The 25,141-nt window shown below is 34.6% G+C and carries 24 protein-coding genes; 23 read left to right on the plus strand and 1 reads right to left on the minus strand.

What is annotated here, in order from left to right; all coding sequences use genetic code 11:
* The first annotated feature begins 79 nt into the window (after positions 1 to 79).
* The 8 genes from LNP04_RS10670 (at position 80) to msrA (ending at position 12,221) form a co-directional block, all read left to right on the plus strand.
* On the plus strand, positions 80 to 301 hold the full coding sequence (locus tag LNP04_RS10670) for a DUF2795 domain-containing protein (RefSeq protein ID WP_129535597.1): 222 nt from the start codon (positions 80 to 82) through the stop codon (positions 299 to 301).
* A gap of 114 nt (positions 302 to 415) precedes the next feature.
* Positions 416 to 3,487: a preprotein translocase subunit SecA gene (secA, locus tag LNP04_RS10675; protein WP_229982959.1), complete on the plus strand. Its 3,072-nt coding sequence runs from the start codon at positions 416 to 418 to the stop codon at positions 3,485 to 3,487.
* A 147-nt stretch (positions 3,488 to 3,634) separates the two neighbouring features.
* Positions 3,635 to 5,764, plus strand: coding sequence for a TonB-dependent siderophore receptor (locus tag LNP04_RS10680; protein ID WP_229982960.1), 2,130 nt, complete (start codon positions 3,635 to 3,637; stop codon positions 5,762 to 5,764).
* A gap of 18 nt (positions 5,765 to 5,782) precedes the next feature.
* Positions 5,783 to 7,003, plus strand: a complete 1,221-nt coding sequence (locus LNP04_RS10685; protein ID WP_229982961.1) for a PepSY domain-containing protein — start codon at positions 5,783 to 5,785, stop codon at positions 7,001 to 7,003.
* Positions 7,004 to 7,005: 2 nt separating this feature from the next.
* Positions 7,006 to 9,123 carry a TonB-dependent receptor gene (locus LNP04_RS10690; protein WP_229982962.1) on the plus strand — a complete coding sequence of 706 codons (2,118 nt, stop codon included), beginning with the start codon at positions 7,006 to 7,008 and terminating at the stop codon, positions 9,121 to 9,123.
* Positions 9,124 to 9,174: 51 nt separating this feature from the next.
* Positions 9,175 to 10,386, plus strand: coding sequence for a PepSY domain-containing protein (locus tag LNP04_RS10695; RefSeq protein ID WP_229982963.1), 1,212 nt, complete (start codon positions 9,175 to 9,177; stop codon positions 10,384 to 10,386).
* Positions 10,387 to 10,468: 82 nt separating this feature from the next.
* The gene (locus tag LNP04_RS10700; RefSeq protein WP_229982964.1) at positions 10,469 to 11,437 is read left to right on the plus strand and encodes an ROK family protein; all 969 of its coding nucleotides are present in this window, start codon (positions 10,469 to 10,471) and stop codon (positions 11,435 to 11,437) included.
* 226 nt (positions 11,438 to 11,663) lie between these two features.
* On the plus strand, positions 11,664 to 12,221 hold the full coding sequence (msrA, locus tag LNP04_RS10705) for a peptide-methionine (S)-S-oxide reductase MsrA (protein WP_229982965.1): 558 nt from the start codon (positions 11,664 to 11,666) through the stop codon (positions 12,219 to 12,221).
* Between the two features lie 32 nt (positions 12,222 to 12,253).
* Here the strand turns inward: msrA and LNP04_RS10710 are convergent, their stop codons facing one another.
* Positions 12,254 to 13,087 carry a hypothetical protein gene (locus LNP04_RS10710; protein ID WP_229982966.1) on the minus strand — a complete coding sequence of 278 codons (834 nt, stop codon included), beginning with the start codon at positions 13,085 to 13,087 and terminating at the stop codon, positions 12,254 to 12,256.
* Between the two features lie 382 nt (positions 13,088 to 13,469).
* Between LNP04_RS10710 and LNP04_RS10715 the strand changes: the two genes are divergently transcribed.
* The 15 genes from LNP04_RS10715 (at position 13,470) to LNP04_RS10785 (ending at position 24,921) form a co-directional block, all read left to right on the plus strand.
* Positions 13,470 to 13,670 (plus strand): hypothetical protein, encoded by a 201-nt coding sequence (locus tag LNP04_RS10715; protein ID WP_229982967.1) that lies wholly within the window; start codon positions 13,470 to 13,472, stop codon positions 13,668 to 13,670.
* Positions 13,671 to 13,743: 73 nt separating this feature from the next.
* A complete protein-coding gene (locus tag LNP04_RS10720; RefSeq protein WP_229982968.1) occupies positions 13,744 to 15,384 on the plus strand; it encodes a hypothetical protein in 1,641 nt (546 codons plus the stop codon).
* Between the two features lie 4 nt (positions 15,385 to 15,388).
* On the plus strand, positions 15,389 to 16,054 hold the full coding sequence (locus LNP04_RS10725) for a response regulator (protein WP_229982969.1): 666 nt from the start codon (positions 15,389 to 15,391) through the stop codon (positions 16,052 to 16,054).
* A 131-nt stretch (positions 16,055 to 16,185) separates the two neighbouring features.
* Positions 16,186 to 16,335 carry a hypothetical protein gene (locus LNP04_RS10730; protein ID WP_164998560.1) on the plus strand — a complete coding sequence of 50 codons (150 nt, stop codon included), beginning with the start codon at positions 16,186 to 16,188 and terminating at the stop codon, positions 16,333 to 16,335.
* A 4-nt stretch (positions 16,336 to 16,339) separates the two neighbouring features.
* Complete coding sequence (locus LNP04_RS10735; RefSeq protein ID WP_229982970.1) at positions 16,340 to 16,672, plus strand: YegP family protein; 333 nt, start codon at positions 16,340 to 16,342, stop codon at positions 16,670 to 16,672.
* 11 nt (positions 16,673 to 16,683) lie between these two features.
* Complete coding sequence (locus tag LNP04_RS10740) at positions 16,684 to 17,754, plus strand: type I restriction endonuclease (RefSeq protein ID WP_229982971.1); 1,071 nt, start codon at positions 16,684 to 16,686, stop codon at positions 17,752 to 17,754.
* A 17-nt stretch (positions 17,755 to 17,771) separates the two neighbouring features.
* Positions 17,772 to 18,047, plus strand: coding sequence for a hypothetical protein (locus LNP04_RS10745; protein WP_229982972.1), 276 nt, complete (start codon positions 17,772 to 17,774; stop codon positions 18,045 to 18,047).
* Positions 18,048 to 18,086: 39 nt separating this feature from the next.
* Positions 18,087 to 18,440 (plus strand): DUF6804 family protein, encoded by a 354-nt coding sequence (locus tag LNP04_RS10750; protein WP_229982973.1) that lies wholly within the window; start codon positions 18,087 to 18,089, stop codon positions 18,438 to 18,440.
* A 4-nt stretch (positions 18,441 to 18,444) separates the two neighbouring features.
* Positions 18,445 to 18,852, plus strand: a complete 408-nt coding sequence (locus LNP04_RS10755) for a hypothetical protein (RefSeq protein WP_229982974.1) — start codon at positions 18,445 to 18,447, stop codon at positions 18,850 to 18,852.
* A gap of 5 nt (positions 18,853 to 18,857) precedes the next feature.
* Positions 18,858 to 20,201 (plus strand): beta-carotene 15,15'-monooxygenase, encoded by a 1,344-nt coding sequence (locus tag LNP04_RS10760; protein ID WP_229982975.1) that lies wholly within the window; start codon positions 18,858 to 18,860, stop codon positions 20,199 to 20,201.
* Between the two features lie 9 nt (positions 20,202 to 20,210).
* Positions 20,211 to 21,095 (plus strand): hypothetical protein, encoded by an 885-nt coding sequence (locus LNP04_RS10765; RefSeq protein WP_229982976.1) that lies wholly within the window; start codon positions 20,211 to 20,213, stop codon positions 21,093 to 21,095.
* Positions 21,096 to 21,280: 185 nt separating this feature from the next.
* Entirely contained in the window at positions 21,281 to 21,988 is a 708-nt protein-coding gene (locus tag LNP04_RS10770; protein ID WP_129535581.1) for a response regulator transcription factor, read from the plus strand.
* A 15-nt stretch (positions 21,989 to 22,003) separates the two neighbouring features.
* Positions 22,004 to 23,401 carry a HAMP domain-containing sensor histidine kinase gene (locus tag LNP04_RS10775; RefSeq protein WP_229982977.1) on the plus strand — a complete coding sequence of 466 codons (1,398 nt, stop codon included), beginning with the start codon at positions 22,004 to 22,006 and terminating at the stop codon, positions 23,399 to 23,401.
* A 143-nt stretch (positions 23,402 to 23,544) separates the two neighbouring features.
* Positions 23,545 to 24,042: a hypothetical protein gene (locus tag LNP04_RS10780; protein WP_229982978.1), complete on the plus strand. Its 498-nt coding sequence runs from the start codon at positions 23,545 to 23,547 to the stop codon at positions 24,040 to 24,042.
* 30 nt (positions 24,043 to 24,072) lie between these two features.
* The gene (locus LNP04_RS10785; protein WP_229982979.1) at positions 24,073 to 24,921 is read left to right on the plus strand and encodes a YoaK family protein; all 849 of its coding nucleotides are present in this window, start codon (positions 24,073 to 24,075) and stop codon (positions 24,919 to 24,921) included.
* Positions 24,922 to 25,141: the final 220 nt, after the last annotated feature.

Genomic DNA, 25,141 nt, shown 5'->3' on the forward strand with positions numbered 1-25,141 from the left:
AATAAAAGAATTGAAAATCAAGTCATAAAAAAAGTTTATAATATAACCTATTTTTATACTTTTGCAAAAAATAAAAATTATGTACTGGACATTAGAATTAGCTTCATACCTAAGCGACGCACCTTGGCCGATGACAAAGGCAGAACTTATCGACTACGCAATCAGAACTGGTGCACCCATGGAAGTTGTAGAAAACCTTCAGGCGATTGAAGATGAAGGAGAAGTTTACGATGCTATTGATGAAATATGGGCCGACTATCCTACGGACGAAGATTATCTTTGGAACGAGGACGAATATTAATAAAAAGCATTAGGCTTTAGGCAATACGCTTAAAGCTTTTTCAATAATAACATACACCATCGAGTGTAATTTAATATGCTTAAAGCCTGAGGTTTTGAGCTTAAAACAAATTCTATGAGTTTTTTAAATAAAGTTCTTAAAGGGTTTTTGGGAGACAAAAAAGCGCAGGACCTAAAAGAAGTAAAAAAAGTTGTAACAAAAATCAAATCTGTTGAGCCAGCCATTGGAGAATTATCTGATGATGGTTTGAGAGAAAAGACCGCTGAATTTAAATCTAAAATTAAAGAAGCGACCAATACGATTACAACTCAGATAGAAGAAATCAAAGAGCAGATCAAAAACTCAAAAAATGTTGATGAGAAAGAAGCTCTTTTCTCTAAAATAGAAGCTTTGAAAAAAGATTCTTATGAGATTGAAGAAAAAGTTCTTTTACAGGTTCTTCCAGAAGCTTTTGCGTTGATCAAAGAAACATCTAGAAGATGGGCTCAAAACGGAGAAATCCGTGTAACGGCTACAGATTGGGATAAAGAACTTGCTGCAACTAAAGATTTCGTTGAAATTCAAGGAAATGAAGCAGTTTGGAAAAACTCATGGGACGCTGCAGGAACACCTGTAAACTGGGACATGGTACATTATGATACTCAGTTTATTGGTGGTGTGATTCTTCACAGCGGTAAAATTGCTGAGATGGCAACAGGTGAAGGTAAAACTTTGGTAGGAACACTTCCAATTTACCTAAACGCACTTCCTGAAAGAGGCGTACACGTTGTAACGGTGAATGATTATCTGGCAAAGCGTGACTCCGCTTGGATGGGACCTTTGTACCAATTCCACGGAATGTCTATCGACTGTATCGACAATCACCAACCCAACTCAGACGGAAGAAGAAAAGCATACAATTCAGATATTACTTACGGAACCAACAACGAATTTGGTTTTGATTATCTAAGAGACAACATGGTGGCTTCCCCTTCAGAATTGGTACAGAGAGAATTGAACTTTGCGATTGTGGATGAGGTTGACTCTGTATTGGTGGATGACGCAAGAACACCTTTGATCATTTCTGGTCCGGTTCCTCAGGGAGACAGACAGGAATTTGATGTTCTTAAACCTTCTATCGACAGAATTGTTGAAGTTCAGAAAAAAACCGTTTCTGCAATTTTCAATGAAGCTAAAAAATTAATTGCTGCTGGAAAAACTAAAGAAGGAGGATTTAAATTGCTTCAGGCTTACAGAGGCTTACCAAAAAACAGACAGTTAATTAAGTTTTTATCAGAAAGCGGAAACCGTGCATTGCTTCAAAAAACTGAAGCTCAGTACATGGCTGACAACAACCGTGATATGCCGATTGTAGATCAGGATTTATATTTCGTTATTGAAGAAAAAAACAATCAGGTTGATTTGACGGATAAAGGTGTAGAATATATGTCTCAGGGTAACTCTGATGCTAACTTCTTCGTTCTTCCGGATATCGGAACTGAGATTGCTGAAGTAGAAGCTAAAAATTTATCTAAAGAAGAAGAATTCGAAGCTAAAGAAAAACTATTCTCTGATTTTGCTGAAAAGTCTGAGCGTGTTCACACGATGAGCCAATTATTGAAAGCATACACATTGTTTGAAAAAGATGATGAGTATGTAGTGATCGATGGCGAAGTGAAAATCGTTGATGAACAGACAGGTCGTATCATGGAAGGAAGACGTTATTCTGACGGACTTCACCAGGCGATTGAAGCTAAAGAAAGTGTGAAAATCGAAGCAGCAACTCAGACATTTGCAACGGTTACTCTTCAAAATTACTTCCGTATGTACAACAAACTTGCGGGGATGACGGGTACAGCAGAAACTGAAGCTGGCGAACTTTGGCAGATTTATAAATTAGATGTGGTGGTAATTCCTACCAACCGTCCTATTCAGAGACATGATAAGCAGGATTTGGTTTTCAAAACCAACAGAGAAAAATACAACGCTGTAATTGAAGAAATTGAAAACTTAACATCTGCCGGAAGACCAGTATTGGTGGGTACGACTTCAGTTGAGATTTCACAGTTGCTTTCAAAAGCACTTCAGTTAAGAAAAATTCAGCACCAGGTGTTGAATGCGAAACTTCACAAGAAAGAAGCAGAAATCGTTGCAGGAGCTGGTCAGCCGGGAGTTGTAACGATTGCAACCAACATGGCGGGTCGTGGTACCGATATTAAGCTTTCAAAAGAAGTGAAAGAATCTGGTGGTTTAGCGATCATCGGAACAGAAAGACATGATTCTAGACGTGTTGACAGACAGTTGAGAGGTAGAGCGGGACGTCAGGGAGATCCGGGAAGTTCGCAGTTCTATGTTTCTTTGGAAGACAACCTGATGCGTTTATTTGGTTCTGAAAGAATTGCTAAAATGATGGACAGAATGGGTCATAAAGATGGCGAAGTGATTCAGCATTCTATGATTTCTAAGTCTATCGAGAGAGCTCAGAAAAAAGTAGAAGAAAACAACTTCGGAACAAGAAAGAGACTTCTTGAGTACGATGATGTAATGAATAAGCAGCGTGATGTAATCTACAAGAGAAGAAAGAACGCATTGTTCGGAGATCACCTGAAGTACGATATCACCAACATGATTTTTGATGTTTCAAATTCTATCGTGGCTAAAGGTAAAGCAACCGGAAACTTTAAAGATTTTGAATTTGAAGTGATTAAAAACTTCACCATGGAATCTCCGGTTTCTGAAAATGATTTTAAATCTAAACAAATTCCTGAATTGACAGACCTTCTTTTCAAAGCTGCTCAGGCTGACTATGATATGAAGCTGAATCTTCTGAAAGAAAAATCATTTCCTATTATCGAGAATGTGTATCAGAATCAGGGTTCAATGTTTAAAATGATTCAGGTTCCTTTCACAGACGGAGTGAAAACTTTGACGATCGTTACCGATTTGAAAGAAGCTCACGATACTAACTGTGATAGCTTAATCAATGATTTTGAAAAGAATATTACTTTATCTATCATCGATGAAAACTGGAAACTTCACCTTCGTGAAATGGATGATTTGAGAAAATCTTCTCAAGGAGCTGTTTACGAGCAGAAAGATCCGTTGGTAATTTACAAACAAGAATCTTTCCATTTGTTCAGCGAAATGGTTGACAAAATGAACAAAGAAATTATATCATTCTTATACAGAGGAGAAATTCCCGCATAGAATTTATTTTTATATAAAATCAAGTCCTGTTGAAAATCTCAGCAGGACTTTTTATTTGGAATAAATATTAATAATCTGATAAAAATCACAATTTATGCTAATTTAGAATAATTAAAAACAATATATTTGCAAAAAAATAAATCTTTCATGAAAAAGCTATTGGTTTGCGCATCGGTTTTAGGCTCTATGTTATCGTTTGCACAGGAAAAAGATACTATAAAATCTAATGAAATTGATGAAGTTGTTGTTACCGGATACTTGACAAAAGACAGTCAATCGGCAAACAAAATGCCACTAAAAGATATTGAAAATCCTCAGGTTTATAATACTGTAAATAAAAACGTAATTAAAGAGCAGGTTGTTACAAACTTTAATGATGCTCTTAAAAACATTACTGGTATTGCAAGACTTTGGGAATCGACAGGTAGAGGAAATGACGGAGGAGAATATTACTCTATGAGAGGTTTTTCTTTACAGCCAAATCTTATCAACGGAATGCCTGCATTCAACAACGGAACTTTAGATCCTGCAGGAATTGAAGTGATTGAAGCAATCAAAGGTCCTTCTGGAACACTTTACGGAGGTAGCGTAATTTCTTACGGAGGATTGCTAAATGTTGTAACTAAAAAACCATACAATCATTTCGGAGGTGAAGTAGGATACGTTACGGGAAGCTACGGTCTAAACAGGGTAACAGCGGATGTAAATACTCCAGTAGGAAAAAATATGTACGCAAGAGTAAATGCAGCATACCAAAAGCAAAACTCATTTCAGGATGCAGGTTACAGCGAATCTATCTATGTAAACCCATCAATTAAATACGTTGTAAATAACAGATTGACTTTCTTCGTAAATACTGAAATTAAGAAGTCTGACGCAGCAAATGCACCTATGATTTTCTTAAGCAGATACAGTCCGCTTTCTTTTAATTCTATTGATCTATTTGAGCAGAATTACAAAAATTCTTACACTTCAAATGATTTAAGCATTAAGAATTCTTCCTTCAACATCCAAGCTCAAGCTCAATATAAAATTTCAGATAACTGGACTTCAAGCACCATCGTTTCAAGAGGAAATACAAAAACTGATGGATACAATCATTATTTGTGGGATTCTTCAAACGGAAATGAATTTACAAGATTTATCTCAAAACTAGGTGGAGAAACGAACACAACAGCAATTCAACAAAATTTTGTAGGAAGCTTCAATATTGGAAATGTGAAAAATAAACTTCTATTTGGTTTAGATTATTTCCAAAGAGAATTTTTGCTTGGCGGAACAGGTTGGGCAGGATTTGGAACCATCTCATTGATTAACCAATCAGACACTAGTGCAGGAATGTTAAACAAAGGAGCTGTAGATAACGCTTTGGCAACAACTTCTCAAGCAATAGGAAGTATGGAAACTAAAATTTACAGCGCATATGTTTCAGATGTTGTCAACATTCTTCCTAATTTATCTGCAATGTTAAGCGTTAGAATGGATTATTTTACAGGAAATCCAACAGCTTATGCTGTAGAGAAATCTAAAAACACAACAACTTTTTCTCCAAAATTAGGTTTGGTTTATCAGCCAATTCAAGATAAGCTTTCCATTTTTGCAAATTACATGAATGGTTTCCAAAATGTTGAGCCTGTAGAAAATACAGATCTAAGCGGAAATAAGTCATTTGTATATTTTGATCCTGAACATGCCAATCAATGGGAAGTAGGAACAAAGGCCAGCTTGATTAAAGATAAATTGTCAGTTACTGCAAGTTATTACAACATTTTGGTAAAAGACAAAGTAATGGCAGATCCTACCAATCCTTTGGCAAGTATTCAAGGAGGAGAGGTTGAAAGTAAAGGTTTTGAAATTAGCGTAGTAGGAAGTCCGGTTGCAGGATTAAATGTAATTGCAGGTTTCAGCCAAAACATCAGTGAAGTTACTGTAGGAGATCCAACTTACGTAGGATACCGCCCTGAAGAAGCAGGTCCGAGAAACATTTTCAACTTCTGGGCAAACTATAAAGTTCAAGATGGTGCATTAAGAAACGTTGGTGTAGGTTTCGGAGCAAATTCTGCAAGTAACCTTTACACATTAAATAGAGCTGGAATCGGAACATTTACTATTCCAAGCTATGCAATTTTTAATACGGCACTTTCTTTTAATGAAGATAAATATAGTGTGATCTTAAAACTGGATAACATTGCCAATAAGAAATACTATTCAGGATGGTCAACGGTAACTCCTCAGAGATTAAGAACCTTATCCCTTAGTTTAAACTACAAATTTTAAATATTTAAAAGCTAGCCAATGGCTAGCTTTTTTTATATGAAGAAGAAACATCATCATAAAAAGAAATCTTCGTTTATAAAAAAATGGTCTGCCAAACTGCATTTGTGGTTTGGTTTATCTGTTGGAATCATCGTATTCATCGTTTCTTTGACGGGTACGATGTATGTCTTCAAAGATGAGATTCAGAGTCACCTTAGGAAAGATGCGATCTATGTTAAGAAAGAATCCATCATTGCAAAGCCTATGTCTATTGAAGTGCTTCGTGAGAAAGTTTCATTAGAGGTAAATGAAAAATATCCGATTAGCTCTGTGGAGATTCCTTTAGATAAAAATAAATCTTACGAATTTCTCTACTACGAAAAAGACAAAAAAGCCTGGAATTATTTTGATGAAGTGAAAATCAACAAATTGGTTTATGTAAACCAGTACACTGGAGAAATTCTGGGGATTTATAATGAAAAATATGACCTCTTCCCTATTTTAAAATCCATACACTGGAGTTTGTTACTAAAGGCTGACTTGGGAAAATATGTAGTAGGAATTCCGGTTGTTCTGTTTATCATCATGCTCATCACGGGAATCATTCTATGGTGGCCAAAAAATAAAAAAATGAGAAAAGGACGTTTTTCGTTTGACTGGAAGAACGTAAAAACTTGGAAACGTAAAAACTACGATCTTCATAATGTTTTAGGATTTTATGTTTCATTTATTGCTTTAATCATGAGCCTTTCAGGAATTTATTTCGCATATCCCTGGGTGAAAAATGCATTCAATTTTACATTATCCGGTTCGGTTGATTTGCCTAAAGAAAAAGAAGCTAAATCTCCTGATTCACTTTTAGCAAAAAACAACTTGGTTTTTGATCTTACCGCTAGAGAGACCAAGAAATTATATGTAAGCTCGTCAAGTTTCAGAATTCCGTTAAACGGAAAAAATAAAAAAGGAAAAGATTTAAAAAACATTCCGGTGACCGTCTATGGTGAAGAAGGAAAATTTGCCATCAGAAATCAGTTAGCATTTGATAAATACTCAGGAAAACTATTATCTAATAAACCTCATCAGGAACTTAACACCGCAGAGAAATATGCTTACGCCAATTATGATATTCACACAGGATCCTATTTCGGATTCATAGGAAAGATTATTTGGTTTATCGCAGGTCTGATCTGCACATCACTGCCTGTAACGGGATTTTTAATATGGCTGGGGAAACAAAAGAAAAAAGGAATTAAAGCGTAATCATGAAGAAAATCATTTTATCTGTAGCATCTTTAGCTACTGTCACAACATTTGCTCAACAAAAAGATTCTTTACAGGTTAAAGACGTAGACGAAGTGGTCATGACGGCTTCCAGAAAAAGCGAAAACATCAAAGAAATACCAAGTTCAGTTACGATTGTCGGTGAAAAGCAGGTGCAGTCGCAATTAACGGTTAACTCAGATATTACAAGTATTTTACAGTATACGGTTCCGAGTTTGGCGACAAGCTCAGGACAGACTTCAAATACCGGACAAACGTTGAGAGGACGCCAGGTTTTGGTATTAATTGATGGAATTCCGCAATCTACACCGCTTCGAAACGGAGCGAGAGACTTACGAGTAATTGATCCTACTGTTATCGAAAGAATTGAAGTGATCAAAGGTGCTTCATCAATCTATGGAAACGGTGCAGACGGAGGAATTATCAATTACATTACAAGAAAAAGCAAATCAGATAAAAAGATTTCCGGAATTTCTCAAGTTGGCATTACCGGACAGCCTTACGGAGGAACTCTTGGTGTCCGAGCCAGTCAGTTTTTATCCGGAAAAATCACAGATAAATTCGATTATGTAGCTTTTTTCGCTTACGAAAGAACTGGGTACATGAAAGATGCAGATGGAATCAATTTAAGTCCAACGTACAGTCCTGCAAAAATGGATAACTACAACGGAATGTTGAAATTAGGCTATAACTTTAATGAAAATCAAAGAATTGAAGCGTCTTACATTGGTTATGCTTCAAAATCTGATCTTAATTTAGGTTTAAAAACAGGAAAATATGGTTCAATCCCAACGATTGGTGAAGGTGAAAGCAAAAACTTAGACACAACACCGCAAGGAACACCAAGAAATCATAATTTTAAAATCAGCTACGACAATAAGAATATATTTTGGAACACCTCACTCAATCTCAACCTTTATCTGCAGGATTTCAGAACCGTTTACGGATATAGCGACACTTTCTTGAACGGAGGTCAGTCTAATGTTATTTCAAATAAAAAAGGAGCAAGGCTTAATTTGGATACTCAATTGTGGAATGCTAAAAATTCTCAGGGAGAAGTAATCTATGGAGTGGATATCCTGAATGACCAAACCGTTCAGAAACTCGAAGACGGCCGTTACTGGACTCCGGATATGGAAATGACCAACATTGCCCCTTTCCTATTGGTGAAAATTGATTTATTAAAGAAATTAACCATCAAAGGAGGACTTCGCTATGAAAACATGAAAGTAAAGGTGGGTGATTTTAACACTCTTTCATCACTAAAAGCCGACGGAACTTTCACCAAAAGTATTTTTGTAACAGGCGGAGAGCTGGAATACAATGCATTGGTTGCGAATCTTGGGCTTCGTTACAACATCAACCCGATGATCAATATTTTCGGAAGTTTTTCACAAGCATATTCAATTAACGAGTTGGGAAGAATTTTAAGAACCTCGACTTCTGATACCATCGCCAACCTTGAAACCAAACCAATCATCGTCAACAACTACGAATTGGGAGCAACAGGACAAATTACCAAATGGTTAAATTACGAAGTAACTTCTTATGTAAGCACATCAAAATTAGGAGCCACATTCATCCAAAGTCCAGACAGAGCGTTAACAATCCAGAGATCTCCCGAAGTCGTGTATGGTATAGAAGGATTTTTACACTTCACTCCTGCAAAATGGATCAATTTCGGAGGAAGTTACAGCTGGATGGAAGGAATCACTTCTGTAAAAGATGACGGAGATTATTCAACAAAAATTAATAACAGCAGAATTTCTGCACCGAAAGTTTTAGCATATGTTCAGGTAAAACCTACAGAAAAATTATCCGTGGGAGTAGATATGCTCAATGCCTTCAAACAAGACAGGTTTGACCCAAATGCAAAAACAGGATTGTATGTTTATGGTGAAGGTGAAGTGCCCGGCTACACGGTTTTCAACTTTAAATCGAGCTATGATGTTAACCAAAACTGGAAAGTATCTTTAGGAGTAGAAAATGTGCTCAACAAAATGTACCAGCCTGCAATTGCATGGTGGGCAGCAAGAGACGCAGACTTCACCAACTCATTAGGAATGCGTGGAACGTTCATGGTTGAATACAGATTTTAATTAATCTAAATAAAAACAGAAAATCTTATATTTGCACAACTTTAGGAATTCATGAAGAAAAAACATCACCACAAAAAGAAACCAAGTCTTTTCAAAAAATGGACAGGGAAACTGCATTTATGGTTCGGATTGGGAATCGGATTTTTGATTTTTATCATCTCCATTACCGGTGCTTTGTATGTATTCAAAGACGAGGTCGAAAACTTTACAAGAAAAGAGGTTATCTATCATAATGAGCCAAATATTGATCAGAAACAAATCCTTCCGATCAGAGTTTTAGAAAAATCGGTGGTGGCGCAAGTGAAAGAAAAATATCCCGTGCATTGGGTCAATATACCGATTGATAAAAAGATGTCTTACCAGTTTTATTGGTACGAGCACAATCCGAAAGCATGGAATTATTTTGAAGAATTTCCTATTTTCAAGGTGGCTTACGTCAATCCATACAACGGGAAAGTTTTACAGACTTACGACGAAAAAAACGGCTTTTTTCAGATTGTAAAAATGATTCACTGGAGTTATTTACTGAAACAGGAATGGGGAACTTACGTCGTAGGAATTCCGGTAATCATATTCGTCATTATGCTTATTTCAGGGATTATTTTGTGGTGGCCTAAAAATAAAGCAGCCAGAAAACAACGTTTTTCATTCAAATGGCAAAATGTAAAAAGCTGGAAAAGAAAAAATTATGACCTTCATAATGTATTAGGTTTTTACGCATCTATTTTTGCATTAATCTTTTCATTAACAGGCTTGTTCTATGCCTTTTTTGTTGTTCAGGCGGCATTTTATTTTATCTTTTCCGGTGGAAGTACAGCTTACCCGGACTTCACATCCATTAAAACAAAAGCTCCGATTGAGTTGAGAACCGAAGGCACTTTAGACAAAATCAGCAATACGGTAAAAGCAAAATATCCTGAATCTTTCGGCTTCGCAATCGATTTAGGACATCCCCATATGGATGATCATGAACATCCGAATTTTGAGGTTTATGTAAAACACCTCTCCTATTCTTATCATAAAAGCAGCAGTTTGATTTTTGACGAAAACTCTGGTGAGCTTCTACATACTCACGATATGAAAGACAAAAACTTTGGTGAAAAAGCCGTAGGAGCCAACTATGATATTCACGTAGGTTCAATCTTAGGATTACCAACCAAAATCATTGCATTTATTGTCAGCTTAATTTGTGCTTCACTTCCTGTAACCGGATTTTTAGTGTGGTGGGGAAGAAGAAAAAAGGTGAAAAAAGCGATCTCATAATTTTTTAATAATATTCTACATTAAGCATTATTAATACAATCTTTTTTATAAATTTATTGCCTCGAAATTATACAATAAGAAAATGTCAGTAATAGATTTGTCAAAACAGGTTGCATTAGGTATCGATATCGGTGGAACCAATACTAAATTTGGTTTAGTAAATCACAGAGGCCAGATTTTAGCAAAAGGTTCACTTCCCACCGATCAATATGATACGCCGGAAGCATTTATCGATGCGTTACACGAAAAAATTCAACCGTTGATCGATGAGCATGGTGTAGATAAAATGATGGAAGGAATAGGTGTAGGAGCTCCTAACGCAAACTATTACAGAGGAACCATCGAGCAGGCACCCAATCTTCCATGGAAAGGCGTGATTCAGTTTGCAGACTTAATGACTGAAAAATTCGGGCAGCCTTGCAAAATGACCAATGATGCCAATGCTGCAGCTTTAGGTGAAATGATGTACGGCGCTGCAAGAGGCATGAAAGACTTCATCATGATTACCCTGGGAACAGGCGTTGGAAGCGGAATTGTCTCAAGTGGACATTTAATCTACGGTCATGACGGTTTTGCAGGAGAATTGGGTCACACCATTGTAAAGCCAGGCGGAAGAAAACATTGGAGCACAGGATCTGAAGGAAGCCTTGAAGCGTATGCATCTGCAACAGGAATTGCCATTACTGCAAAAAAAATGAGAGCAGAATTCCCGGATTCTATGCTGAATCAATATCCTGAAGACACCATCAACTCTAAAACCGTTCATGAATGTGCTTTAAAAGGCGATCCCGTAGCCATAGAAGTTTTCAGATATACGGGTCAGAAATTGGGTGAAGCTTTGGCCAATTTTGTCATGTTCTCTTCACCGGAAGCAATCTTACTTTTCGGTGGCGTAATAAAAGCAGGAGACTTTATTTTAAAACCTGCAAAACTTCACATGGAAAGAAATCTTTTACCAATTTTCAGAAATAAAGTTAGATTGGTTTTCAGTGAATTGGACGAAGCTGACGCAGCAATTTTAGGAGCAAGTGCTTTGGTTTGGGAAAAATAAATCAAGTAAATAAAATATATCAGGCATTCTCTTTTGAGGATGCTTTTTTGTTTTCAATATTTAAATGATTTTCATTGGTGATTATTTGTGAAATCTATCAGTGCGATTTGTGTTTAGACCATTCTTAAGTTCAATTTTGGCTCAATTTTTTCTTATTTTTGATACGTTTTTAATCAACCTAAAATAGGTATGAGAATGAATGACTTAAACAAACAATCAATTTAAAATGGATAAAAATAATTTACAGCAAATTACTTTCGGAGGTGGATGTTTCTGGTGTGTAGAAAGCTGTTTTAATATGTTAAAAGGTGTAGAATCTGCAATTTCAGGATATTCTGGGGGGCATAAAGACAATCCAACCTATGAAGAAATCTGCACCGGAGAAACGGGACACGCTGAAGTGGTACAAATAACTTATGATCCGGCAATTATTTCTTATGATCAGTTGATGGATGTATTTTTTTTCCTTCACGATCCTACACAGCTTAACAGACAGGGAAATGACATCGGAACTCAATACCGTTCGGTAATTTTCTATAAAGATGATGCTGAAAAACAAAGAGCAGAAAATTCTATCAAAGAATCTGAAGCTTCAGGAAAATGGCCTGGAAAATATGTGACAGAGTTGGCACCATTTGAAAAATTCTGGCCGGCAGAACAGTATCACCAAGGATATTATCATGTCAACCCAAACCAACCTTATTGCAGTGCAGTAGTCGGTCCAAAAATTCAAAAATTTAAAAAACATTTCGGAGAACTCGGAATGTTGACAGATTCAGAATAAAAAATTAAAGCGGAGAGAAATCTTCGCTTTTTTTATTGCTCAACTTCCTCTTCTATAACTCCAGCGTATTTATCAATAATATATTCTGTGGCTTTTCTTAATTCTCTACCATTATTGGGATCTACTCCATCATTTGTAAAAAACTCCACTACCCCATTATACTTTGAATACCAAACTTTTCCGTAAGCATTTTCCACTGTCAAAGTATCTTTTCTTTCAATTCTTTTCAAATAGGTCATCTTTTCATAATCAAAAGAAATCTTGTGATTGTAAATCGGATTTTTATTCTGGCAATCTACCAGTTTGTATTCACTTCTATCCCAATACATACATTGCGGTTGAGGTTCTAAAATTCCCGCAATTCCTTGAATTTGATTATTCGGCTTCTTGGAAAAGGCAACGGTTCCCGTCGTAAAACATATCAAAAGCACAATCTCCATAATTCCCATTCCGTTTTTCTTTATGAATTCGGGCATTTTGAAATTTTGCTCATTCGTAATATTGATAATGATATTGGAAAGCTTTTCCGTTAAAGATTCCTCGTCTTTATCAACGCTTATTTTGACTGTTGTTTTATTGGCTTCATCATCTTTCTTTGTAAAAGTTCTTGAAAATTCCGTGAAGTCTTTGTAATCTAAATACTCACTCAGTTTATTCAAGATTAAAGTTTCTATACCCGTTTCTTCTTTTATTCCCGTAATAAATGAATCATGGTATCTCGAAAGTGTTTTCACAGATATTATAAAACCCAACTTCCTTTCAATATCATCAGAAAGATCTGTCGCCCATCCGTTCTTTGTATCCTTTTCAGATTTAGATTTAATCTTTTGAAATACTTCATGAATTAGTAGTTTTCTTTTGGACATAATTAGTTTTTAAGAGCATTACAAAATAGGTGATTTTCAATCATAATTCATTACGGTTTTCCATAATCAAATCCTGTCCATTTATTGTCCATCGATGTCTATGTTTTGTCTAACACTGGCGTTACCTTTTGTTGCAAATTTGCTAAAGAAATCAGTGATAAACAAACAATTACAAAAAACAAATTTACAAAACTGATTTCAAAATCACCTGATAAAACGGAAGAAAACTCCGGGTTGGGAAGCAGATGTTTCTCTTCCGTTTTTGAAGGTTCACTTCCCAAAAAATTTAGAAGCGCTTCAATTTTTTTAAACGTGTAACACTGTCTGCGATCTGTTTCGCAGGGAAGAACACGAATGCTTTAACAATAAATTTTTTGACAAAATGATTCAAATACTTTTAATGCTACTTGGCTTAGCATTCGGAAACAATAACGGAAATGCAACATGCAATAATAATAACGGAGGAACAGTGACAACGCAGGATTCCGGAGGAACAGGTTTTGATCCGGGAACGGGAACTGGTGATGATGGAGAGCCTGTAACAGGAAACTCCGGACAATTACCTCCACCTCCAAGACCATAATTTATAATATTTAATTAAAGGGCAGATTGTACATCTGTCCTTTTTTATTATTTTGCATTAAAAACTAAATATCATGAAGTATTCCTTAATAGCATTTATTCTCTTGATGATTATATTTTCTTGTAATAGAAATAAAATAGAGTCTAACGTCGGTGACTTTAATTATCAAAAAGCAAAAAAATTTAGGGACTCTGGAGTAACTGATTCAGCTTTTTATTACTATAACATTGCTAAAAGTAATTATATAAAAACTAATGACTCTTTAAATGTTGGAAAATCTTTAGTCAACATGGCAATAATTCAGACAAAAAATGGGGACTTTTTTGGAGGAATTGAATCATCATTAGAGGCTAACAATTTTCTTAAAAGAGAAAAAGATAGTACAACCAGAAGTACACTAGCCACAAACTATAATAATATTGCCCTCTCATTTAATTTTCTCAGAAATTTTGAAAAATCTTTAGAATTTTATTTTAAAACTTTAAAATATATTGATAATGAGGAAGCGAAATTTCTATGTTATAACAATATTGGCGATGTATTAATAACTCAACAGAAATACAAATTAGCTGAAAAATATTTAGAAAAAGCAGTTGTCAGTAAGGACAGTATTTACTATTCAAAAGCACTAAACAATCTTGCAAAATCAAAATATCTTGACAATGAAAATTACAATCCCTTGCCTCAACTACATAAAGCACTGAAAATCAGAATTAAAAAAAATGATTTAGAAGGTCTAAATTCAAGTTATGAAACATTATCTGAATACTTTATAAAAAAAGACAGCGATAGTTCGTTATATTTTGCCAAAAAAATGCTTGAAACAGCAAATAATATAAAAATCCCAAGTAATCAAATATTAGCTTTAAGAAAAATAATAGAGTTAGATTCCCACAATTATCTTATAAACTTTAAAAAATACAATTCTATTATCAGTACACTTCAAACAACTAGAAACAAAGCTAAAAATCAATTTGCTATCATCCGTTATGATGTAGAAAAGCTAAAGACTGAGAAAGCTGAGAAAGAGGTTGAAGTTTTACAAAGAAATATTGGAATAATTGCTTTATTATTCACCTTAATTGCTGGTGCTTTTTATTACAAAAAACATAAACAGAGAATGTTATTGGAATCTGAAAACCGCTTACAAGAACAACAAATAAGAACATCCAAAAAAGTACATGATAAAGTAGCCAATAAGGTTTATCATGTAATGTCGGAAGTGGAAAATACTGAGAATATGAATAAAGAAGTTTTGCTTTATAAACTTGATGGAATTTATCAGATTTCGCGCGATATATCCTATGAAAAAAATGATGTTGCTCTTGAGCATAATTTCTCACAGCACTTATCTCAAATGCTAAAATCTTACTCCTCAGAAACAATTAAAGTTCCGATTATAGGCAATGAAGAATCTTTATGGGAAGACATTCCGGACAATTCTAAAGTTGAAATTTTTTATATTTTACAGGAACTCATGACCAATATGAAAAAACACAGCAAAGCCGATAAAGTTCTTCTTGATTTTTCACGGGAAAATGGACTGATCAACATTTCATATTCTGATAATGGCGTAGGAATTTCAACACATTCTCCTAAAAATGGTTTGCAAAATACGGAATCCCGTATAAATTCTATTGGCGGAACAATTAATTTTGACACGAAGACAGAAAGTGGTTTAAAAATAAACCTGTCATTTCCAGTAAAAAATTAACAATATGTTTAAAAAAGCACTAATAGCAGAAGATTTCGAAAGTTACAACTCATCCGTTCAGAAAGCTCTTGAAGAATTAAAAATTGAGATCATAGACAATGTTCAGTATTGTGATGATGCATTTATGAAGATCAAAAAAAGCATCCGTGAGAAAAACCCTTATGATCTGCTTATTACCGACCTTTCGTTTGTCAAAGACCACCGAAAGCAGAATATCAACGATGGTCGAGAACTCATCAATACTATTAAAGGTGAACAATCCGCTATAAAAATCATTGTTTTCTCAATAGAAGATCGTGCTGAAATAGTAGACGATCTTTTCAAGACACATGAAATCAATGGTTTCGTATCAAAAGGGCGTGAAGATCTTAAAGAATTGAAACGGGCAACAAAAGCCATTTATAATAATGAAAAATATATTTCAACCAATGTCAAAAATTCAATAAAAACCAAAAACTCTTATGATTTTACAAGATTTGAGATCACTCTGGTAAAGCTGCTATCAGAAGGTATGATGCAAAAAAACATTCCCGATTATTTAAAGGAAAACAATATTAAGCCATCAAGTTTAAGCAGTGTGGAAAAAGCTCTCAATAATATGAAAGAATCTTTGGAAATAAGTAGTAACGAGCAACTCGTTGCTCTTTGTAAAGATTGGGGAATTATTTAGAATTAAAAAAATATTTATTAAAAACCTTTCATTTTTTTGAAAGGTTTTTTCATTTTATGGTTTCCCGTAAGGATTGGTTTTAAAAGGGTTATACATTTGGAGTATTAAAAACAATGTAAAAAATATTTATTATGAATGTAAAACACACACCAACAGCAATCGTTCACAAAGGACAAAAAGGAGGAACAACAGGATGCGGAACCGATACAACAGTTCATTCTGACCATTGGACAAATACCTCTGATAAAATAACATGCGATAAAAACGGCTGTAAAAACTAAAATCATGGGAAAATTTGTAATCACTCAAAGAGTAAACAAAGAATATCAATTCAACTTAAAAGCCAACAACGGAGAAATTATTTTAATGAGTGAAGGCTACGTACAGAAATCATCTTGCCAGAAAGGAATAGAATCTGTAAAAATCAATTCTCAAAACGATGCGAGATATGAGAGAAGGGTTACAGTTAACAGCAAAGATTATTTTGTTTTGAAAGCTGGAAACGGAGAAATTATTGGTAAGAGCCAATATTACAGTTCGAAAGCTTCAATGGAAGTTGGCATTTCCTCAGTTAAATCCAATGCTCCTTCAGCAGAAACAGTTGATGAGACAATTTAAAAATTAAAACTATGGATCTTAAAATTAAACTTGAGCAATTACATCAAAAGGTTGTTGGCTTAAAAGACCAGATCGGAACAGAAGAAGCTACAAAAAACGCTTTTGTAATGCCTTTTATTCAGATTTTGGGATATGATATTTTCAATCCGACAGAAGTAATTCCGGAACATATTTGTGACATCGGAACCAAAAAAGGTGAAAAAATAGATTATATCATTCGAAAAAATGATGAGCCCATTCTTATTATAGAATGCAAACACTGGAAAGAAAGTGCAGATGCCCATAATTCTCAGCTTCATCGCTATTTTCATGTTTCAAAATCAAGATTCGGAGTTCTTACCAACGGAATTATCTACAATTTCTACACTGATCTTGAAAAGCCAAATATTATGGACGAAAAGCCTTTTTTCACCATCAATATTGAAGATATTAAAGACAGTTCGATAAAAATACTGGAGAGTTTCACCAAGAAAGATTACAATCTTGAAAGTATTTTAGACTCTGCAGAAGCTTTGAAATACATCAGAGCCATCAGAAAAGAATTTGAGAAAGAAATAGAAAATCCATCCGATGAAATTGTAAAGCTTTTAGTGAATCGTTTTTTTGAAAAACCTTTAACCGCAAACCGAATGATTGCTTTTAAGGAATATACTAAAAAGGCATTAGCGACATCAATCAACGAATCCATAAGTTTCAGATTAAAATCTGCTCTAAGCATCAACGAACAAATTGAAAAACAGGAAGAAAAAGTAATCAACTCCACATTGATTGACGATAATAATGATTCGAAAATTGCCACAACAGAGGAAGAACTCGAAGGATTCCAAATTGTAAAAGCCATATTGAGAGAAAAAATTCCTTCTGAAAGAATTGCTTACAGAGACACATTGTCATATTTCGGGATTTTATTGGATGACAACAACAGAAAACCACTTTGCAGACTGCATTTCAATACTGCAAACAAATATCTCGAAACGTTTCATAACGGAAAAGATGCCGGAGAAAAGATTTTGCTGAATAGTTTAGATGAGATTTATAATTTCAGAAATCAGCTTCATTTGACATTAGAAAATTATTCTTAAATTAAATAATAATCACCATGAAAAAACTACTACTCACAAGCCTTTTAGGTTTAGGCTTATTATTACCTGCAACTTTCTCAGCATCAACAAATTCTTCAACCTCAAAAACTGAAATTTCAGCTCAAAAACAAAAGAAGAAGAAAAGAAAAGCAAGAAAATCAAAATCAACAGCGAATAGAGGTTGTACTTACAATGGACATACGCTGTATGTAGGAAAAAGAGGTGGCTGCTATTACATGGCGGGAAGAAGCAGAGAATATGTAGACAGATCATACTGTTCAGGCTGTAACTAATTCACAATAAAAGTCCGGCAAAATTATAAAACTAATAATATGAAATACCTCATCATTATAGCTTCATTATGCTGTTTTATCGGCATTATCGATCTACCGATTGGCTATTACACTTTTCTTCGGATCATCGTTTCGTTCATGTCATTCGTGATTATTGTAAATGAGTTTAAAACCAGAAGATTTTGGTTCATCACTTTTGTTTTGATCTTCATTCTTTTCAACCCGATTTACCTTTATTTAAAGCCTATTTGGATTTTCATTGATTGCATTGTCGGACTTTTATTACTCTACTATTTCTACAGTTTAATTCCAAGAAAAAAAATAAAAGAACCGGAAACAATCGACATTCAGCACCAAGAAATCCCAAGAACAAGAGACCGAATAATTAAATAAAACTATGGAAACAATACAAATACCCGAAAATCTTAAAGCTCATTTTTTAAGATTATATCAAATGGCAATTTGCGACGACGATTTTAGTCCGCTCGAATTAAAAATGCTTTACAAATCAGCCGAAGAAAGAGGAATATCTTCAAAAAATTTAGATGAAATTCTTCTGAATCCAATCAATTCAAAATCTCTGATTCCGGAAACAATTGAAGAAAAAGTAGAATATCTCTACGATCTCACGATAATGATCTGGGCAGATGGAATTGTTTCTGAAAATGAATATTCTGCTTTAAAAAAATATGTCGGAATGTTCGGTTTCGTAGAAGAAAACGTAAAAGATATTGCCGATTATTTCATCGAAGCAGTAAAAAACGGAAAAACCAAAACTGATATTCTTAATGACTTAAAAAACTGATTACCATGAATGCCATGACCTCAAATATTAAAAATCTTTTCAGGTTAAAAACTGTTCCGGCTGAAGAAAATCAAAATCAGCTTCCGACAACTGAACCTGTAGACAACGAATCAACCGAAGAAAGTCGCAAACGAACGTATCACGAATCTGGCTACAGAGACGGGACAAGAAACAGCGGAAATCACACTGCTTTGTCCATTTGCCTTGATGCGATCTATTCGAAATTTCAAAACGAAGAAAAACAGCTCGTTGAAAAGCAGAGTAAATTAAAAGAACCTTATCTGAACGAACAGAAAAACAAGGAAACCGAAATTAAAGGTTTGACCGTTTCTTTAGACAACAAAGAAGAAAAGCTCAACAACATTGATGAAGACATTAAAAATGTTCAGGATAAAATTGAAGGTCTGAAATTTGAAATCAATGATCTTCCGAGAAATCCCGAAGCGTACAGCGTAAACGCAACAAAAGGTGCTTCCACAAAATTCTGGATTGGTTTGATTCTCTTAATTCCGATCAGTTTATACCTTTTCACTTTCTATATTTCGACTTCGTATTCTGCGTTTTTCAAAAGTTTTGATGCGAACGGAAATATCATTCAAAGTGTTTTAGACGCACAGGCTTTCAACAAAGCCTGGTCTGAAGGTCCGCTGGAAGGGGCTTTTGTTACTTTGATTCCGTTTGTGTTTTTAGGTTTGGGATATCTGATCCATATGTTTGGAGAAAACAAAAGCTTTGGCAATTACGCTAAAATCGCATTATTATTCATTATCACATTTGTTTTCGATGCTATTCTGGCTTACGAAATTGAATCTAAATTGTACGAACTGAACAAAACTTTTGAGTCTCTTCCATTCGATCTCAAAATAGCATTTACCAAGAATCAGTTTTGGGGAATTATTTTCGCCGGATTTATAGTGTATATCATTTGGGGATTGGTTTTCGATTTTGTGATGAAAGAACATAAAGAAAAAGACAAGATCAAAAACGAACAAATCAGAAGACAAAAAGACATTTTGGTTCATCAGGAAAGAATCGTTGATTTTGAAAAGCAAAAAGAAGAAGTCAGAAACAGCATCGGAAGCATCAAAGAACTGATTGCCAAAGCAAAAGGCAGAATTGAAGAACTTCAGAATATTATCGACGGAGTGATTATTCCTACGAAAGATTACAAACTCTACGCATCAGAATATATGCAGGGCTGGATCACATTTATGAGTGAAAAATTAGCCGTTTCTCAATCTGTAAAACAGGAAATGATAGAAGAATGTAAGAAGCAATACAATTACAATCTCAACAAAGTAGGAGCAAATTCCGATAGTCAGAACTCTGTTTACATGTCAGTTTTATAAAATTTAATTATGAAAAAAATATTTTACCTCATTATCGCTTCTGCGTTTTTTATTCAATGCGGAAAGTCGGAGAAAAAAGTTTCAGAAAACACAACGCCAATAGATAATTCTGCAAAAAACCTGAACGTAAGCGTTTTAATTGATCTTTCAGACAGAATTGATCCTGAAAAAAATCCAAATCCGACGATGGAATATTTCCAGAGAGATACGGAATACATCAAAGCGATTGAAAAAGGATTTTTAGATCACATTAAAAGCAAGAAAGTTATTCAGCTCAACGATCAGATGCAGGTTTTCTTTAATCCTGAACCTTCAGATCCTAAAATGAACGAACTGACAAAAGAGCTGAAAGTGTCTTTCGATAAAAACACGACAAAGGAAAATATTAATTTGGTTCAAAACAAATATTCTTCGTTGCCAATGCAGATTTACGAGTCAGCGATAAAAGATAAAAAATATGTCGGATCAGATATCTGGGAGTTTTTCAAGAATAAAGCAAAAGATTACTGCATCAAAGACGATCACAGAAATGTACTTTTCATTTTAACTGACGGATATATTTATCACAAAGATTCTAAATTTTCTGAAGGTCAAAAAACCTCTTATCTCACTCCGGAACTCGTAAAATCTTTAAAACTAAATTCTTCGGATTTCAAAAATAAAATTCAGGATAAAGGTTTGGGATTTGTAAAAGCCAATGATGATCTAGATAATCTTGAAGTTATTGTTTTGGGAATCAATCCCGCAAAAGGAAATCCTTTCGAAGCCGATGTCATCAAAGAATATTGGGAAAATTGGTTCAAAGAAATGAAAATCAAAAATTATCAGATTAAATCTGCCGATTTGCCATCAAATCTGGAGCCTATTATTTTAAAAGCAATTTCAGGTAAATAAAAAACACTCTTCTACATATCATTCATTCCAAAGGCGAAGTTTTCTTCGTCTTTTTCTTATTACTATGATTTGTAATCTTTTTCCTATTTTTGTGAAATTCGGTTTTGCTTAAAACCTTCAACACAGTTTTGCTTAATAAAAATTGGTGGAGACAACAGTTTACCTTAAAAAATAAACATCTAGACGTGAAAAAAATTGTTCTGATTGAAGATGAAACCAGCGTAGTTTCTTTTATTAAAAAAGGACTTCAGGAAAAAGGATATGAAGTTTCGGTGGCATTTGACGGATTAACAGGTGTAAGCCTGGTGCAGGAGAATGATTTCGAATTGGTCATTTTAGACATTATGCTTCCCGGAATGAATGGTCTGGACGTCTGCAAGGAAATCAGAAAAACCAACAAACACGTTCCTATTCTTTTTTTAACGGCATTGGGAAGTTCAGAAAATATTGTTCTCGGACTCGAAAGTGGCGGTGATGATTATTTGGTGAAGCCTTTTAAGTTTATCGAGTTGGTTGCCAGAATTAAATCTTTACTAAGAAGAAGCGTTCCCATTGCAACTCCCGAAGTAACAGAAGATGAAACTTTTAATGAATATCTTTTTCAGTTTTCAGATTTGACGGTGAACGACTATACCAAAAAAGTAGTGCGTGCCGGAGAAGAAATTTCTCTGACCTCTACCGAATATAAATTATTGATGTATTTCCTCAACAATCCAGAAAAAGTAATTTCAAGAGCAGAAATTCTGGATGCAGTTTGGGGAGTAAACTATGAACTTGGAACCAATGTTGTAGATGTCTACGTTAATTATTTAAGAAAAAAAATAGATAATCAGGACGACAAAAAGCTCATCCATACAGTGATTGGAATGGGTTATGTCTTAAAAAAGCCATAAAAGATGCCTAACAAAATGATAACAAATCAAACCAAAACGATGGTGCTTTTGATGGTTGTTTTTACGACCGTTATTTCCATTTTTGGAGGTTTGGTTTATTTTTCTATTGTTAATTTTTCGCATCAGCGTTTCTATGAATTGCTGAAAATCCGTACGACAACCATTGTACAGATTGAAAAAGGAAAAGAACATCTTGATTTACCTGAAAATTATATCCTCAACGGTTTAAACGACGAAGAACTTCCCATGGAAAGGGATTATGTTTTTGCCGTTCCTTCAGATTCAAATTTCAAACATATTTCCAAAGAAGTTCACATTCCGGATAGTTTTTTTAAAAATATCATCAGACGAGGCGAGGCAAATTACAACGATAAAGAATTTTACTACATCGGTCAGTCTTTTAGATTTCAAAACAAAGATTACATTGCTATCGCATCGGCAAAAAACCATTACGTCGTTCATTATTTAGGATTTTTGAAGAGAACATTGATTACCTGTATGATTCTCTCGATTTTCTTCAGCATGATTTTTTCTTTTTATTTATCTAAAACTTTATTTAAACCTATCCTTAAAATCACCGGAAAAGTAAAAGAAATCAGCTCAGAGAACCTGCATTTAAGATTAGAACCACAGCCTGACAACAAAGAATTAAACGAATTAGTCGAGACATTCAATACGATGTTGACAAGAATTGAAACATCATTTGAAACTCAAAATCATTTGATCGGAAACGTTTCGCATGAGCTCAGAACACCACTCACATCCATTATGGGAGAAGCCGATGTCGCACTTTCTATCAACCGAACTGCCGATGAATACAAAGAAACTTTAGAAATCATCCTGGACGAAGCCGAGAAACTCGATAAAAAAATAAAAGCGCTTTTAATCATTGCTCAAACCGGTTTTGACGGAAAAATTCAGAAAATCGATAAAGTAAGAATCGACCAATTACTTTGGGATGTGATAGAAACCATCAGAAAAATAGATTCACGAAATAATATTTTTCTCGACATCAGCATGTTGCCCGATAATCCAAAAAAACTGAAAGTTCAGGGGAACGAGCAGCTTCTGCATCTTGCAGTTGCCAATATTGTGAATAACGGTTGTAAATATTCCAACTTCCAGCAGGTAAAAGTTTCACTTGGAGCTACAGATACAGATGTTTACATCATCATCAAAGACACAGGAATCGGTATTCCGGAATTTGAAATGGATAAAATCTATGATCCTTTCTTCCGAGCCTCAAACACTAAAAATTATGAAGGGTACGGCATTGGACTTCCTCTTGCCCGAAACATTGTGAGAATGCATAATGGTGAATTGATTGTGAGTTCACACGAAAATCAGGGAACAACTGTGCAAATGCGTTTTCCTACTATTTATGCAGCACAGCAGAAAGAAAAACAACCTTAGCTTCAAAATGAAGCATTTTTAAAATGAAATTCTAATCTCATTTTAATCTCTTTAATTACATTTTAATTCCGTTCCAAAGGTCTTCTAATCTTACAGATATAGTTTTGTATTATCAAAATAGGTAACAACTAAATCTAAAAGATATGATCAAGACCATTTTAATTGCAACAGACTATTCTCTTGAATCTTTAAATATATTAAAGAAAGTTTTAAAAGAGAAAAACGCTACGGAAGAAAACACGCAGTACAACATCTTGCTTGTATCAGGTTATGACATGGGAGATTCTATCAGAGATCTTTTATTCAATACCAAAGGAACGGTTTTCAACAAAATCAGATCAAAAGAATTCTGCGATGCCTACAGCATCATCAAAAACAAATATCCGCACTTGGTAAATAAAATTGTCTGTGATGTCTTCACCGGAAGTTTCCAGAGAGCATTCAACAATTATCTGACAGCAGAAAATATAGAAGAAGCATATTATGCAGCGAATCTGAAAGATAAGAATACCAAAGGAAAATTTGACTTAGCTCCTTACATCAAAAAGGCTAAAGACATCCAGGTGAAAGAAATAACGCTTGGTGTTCCGGAATTTATGCCCGAAAGAGGAAGACTTGCAGAAGTTTTTGTTGAAGTTTAAATTAAATGTCACCATTTAAAATCTAAAAAAATGTTAAGAAATTATAGTAACAGCAGGACATTGGGAGACAATATAAGACTGGGGACGCTGACTGCCTTTACGGCAGGAACTATAAATATTGCATCTCTACTTATATTTTTATCCTTTACCTCAAACGTAACGGGACATTACGCCGTATTTGCCGCAGAAATCAGTAAAGGAAACTGGTCACAGGTTGCTGTTGTAGGCGCATGGATTTTCCTTTTCTTCTTCGGAAGTTTCACAGCAAACTTTTTCGTCATCAATTTTAATAAGAAAAGTAAATATTTTGCCCATGCAATGCCGCTTATTCTGGAGATTCTATGTCTCGTCGGAGTTGGTTTTTACGGTCAGTTTTATTACCGAAAAACTCTGGAAGAAGCAGAAGTTTTGGTAGCCTTAATGCTTTTTGCAACAGGTTTACAGAATGGTTTGACGGCAAGTATATCTAACTTTTTGGTGAAAACAACCCACCTTACAGGTACTACAACAGATTTAGGAATTCTTGCATCCATGTTTACCCACAAAAAATACAGAAAAAACCCTGAATTAATCGCAAGAGCAAAGCTTTTATTGAGCATTATGTCTGCTTATGTTTTAGGAGCTATTTTCTCAGGATTGGTTTATTACTCATTAGAATTCAGCGTTTTTTATATCATCAGTTTATGTTTACTGGTCGTGATTGGGTATGATTTCTATAAAATTAATATCAGACACTTCAGAACCAATTACCGATACGCAAAAATTTACAACAAGCCGAACTTTATGGCATTTATGTATGATAAAATCCACGGTAATGGTGAAGTGATGATAAAAGAAACCAGGAAAGAAAAATCTAAGCTTGTCTTAGAAGAAACTTAAATGATCAGTCAATTGACAGCACAAATCGTATATACTTTAGTTTTGTAGCCTCTGTTTGTTTTGCAAACGGGGGCTTTTTATTTGGCTTAAAATCCGGTTTTTTTAGTAATGAAAACCTTTATGGTCTTTGTTAAGTAGAACGCCTTTGCGAACCTTAAAAGCAGTTAGTATATAAAAATCTTTGCGAACCTTGCGTTAAAAATTTTTTTTGCCTTTAAAA

The organism is Chryseobacterium sp. C-71 (assembly GCF_020911865.1).
Classification (GTDB): Bacteria; Bacteroidota; Bacteroidia; order Flavobacteriales; family Weeksellaceae; genus Chryseobacterium.

Coding starts and splice junctions, on each gene's coding strand:
- LNP04_RS10785 (WP_229982979.1), top strand. CDS start 24,073: ATGTTAAGAAATTATAGTAACAGCAGGACATTGGGAGACAATATAAGA.
- LNP04_RS10725 (WP_229982969.1), top strand. CDS start 15,389: ATGTTTAAAAAAGCACTAATAGCAGAAGATTTCGAAAGTTACAACTCA.
- LNP04_RS10670 (WP_129535597.1), top strand. CDS start 80: ATGTACTGGACATTAGAATTAGCTTCATACCTAAGCGACGCACCTTGG.
- LNP04_RS10760 (WP_229982975.1), top strand. CDS start 18,858: ATGAATGCCATGACCTCAAATATTAAAAATCTTTTCAGGTTAAAAACT.
- LNP04_RS10695 (WP_229982963.1), top strand. CDS start 9,175: ATGAAGAAAAAACATCACCACAAAAAGAAACCAAGTCTTTTCAAAAAA.
- msrA (WP_229982965.1), top strand. CDS start 11,664: ATGGATAAAAATAATTTACAGCAAATTACTTTCGGAGGTGGATGTTTC.
- LNP04_RS10720 (WP_229982968.1), top strand. CDS start 13,744: ATGAAGTATTCCTTAATAGCATTTATTCTCTTGATGATTATATTTTCT.
- LNP04_RS10710 (WP_229982966.1), bottom strand. CDS start 13,087: ATGTCCAAAAGAAAACTACTAATTCATGAAGTATTTCAAAAGATTAAA.
- LNP04_RS10715 (WP_229982967.1), top strand. CDS start 13,470: ATGATTCAAATACTTTTAATGCTACTTGGCTTAGCATTCGGAAACAAT.
- LNP04_RS10730 (WP_164998560.1), top strand. CDS start 16,186: ATGAATGTAAAACACACACCAACAGCAATCGTTCACAAAGGACAAAAA.
- LNP04_RS10685 (WP_229982961.1), top strand. CDS start 5,783: ATGGCTAGCTTTTTTTATATGAAGAAGAAACATCATCATAAAAAGAAA.
- LNP04_RS10690 (WP_229982962.1), top strand. CDS start 7,006: ATGAAGAAAATCATTTTATCTGTAGCATCTTTAGCTACTGTCACAACA.
- LNP04_RS10745 (WP_229982972.1), top strand. CDS start 17,772: ATGAAAAAACTACTACTCACAAGCCTTTTAGGTTTAGGCTTATTATTA.
- LNP04_RS10680 (WP_229982960.1), top strand. CDS start 3,635: ATGAAAAAGCTATTGGTTTGCGCATCGGTTTTAGGCTCTATGTTATCG.
- secA (WP_229982959.1), top strand. CDS start 416: ATGAGTTTTTTAAATAAAGTTCTTAAAGGGTTTTTGGGAGACAAAAAA.
- LNP04_RS10775 (WP_229982977.1), top strand. CDS start 22,004: ATGATAACAAATCAAACCAAAACGATGGTGCTTTTGATGGTTGTTTTT.
- LNP04_RS10740 (WP_229982971.1), top strand. CDS start 16,684: ATGGATCTTAAAATTAAACTTGAGCAATTACATCAAAAGGTTGTTGGC.
- LNP04_RS10780 (WP_229982978.1), top strand. CDS start 23,545: ATGATCAAGACCATTTTAATTGCAACAGACTATTCTCTTGAATCTTTA.
- LNP04_RS10700 (WP_229982964.1), top strand. CDS start 10,469: ATGTCAGTAATAGATTTGTCAAAACAGGTTGCATTAGGTATCGATATC.
- LNP04_RS10735 (WP_229982970.1), top strand. CDS start 16,340: ATGGGAAAATTTGTAATCACTCAAAGAGTAAACAAAGAATATCAATTC.
- LNP04_RS10750 (WP_229982973.1), top strand. CDS start 18,087: ATGAAATACCTCATCATTATAGCTTCATTATGCTGTTTTATCGGCATT.
- LNP04_RS10755 (WP_229982974.1), top strand. CDS start 18,445: ATGGAAACAATACAAATACCCGAAAATCTTAAAGCTCATTTTTTAAGA.
- LNP04_RS10765 (WP_229982976.1), top strand. CDS start 20,211: ATGAAAAAAATATTTTACCTCATTATCGCTTCTGCGTTTTTTATTCAA.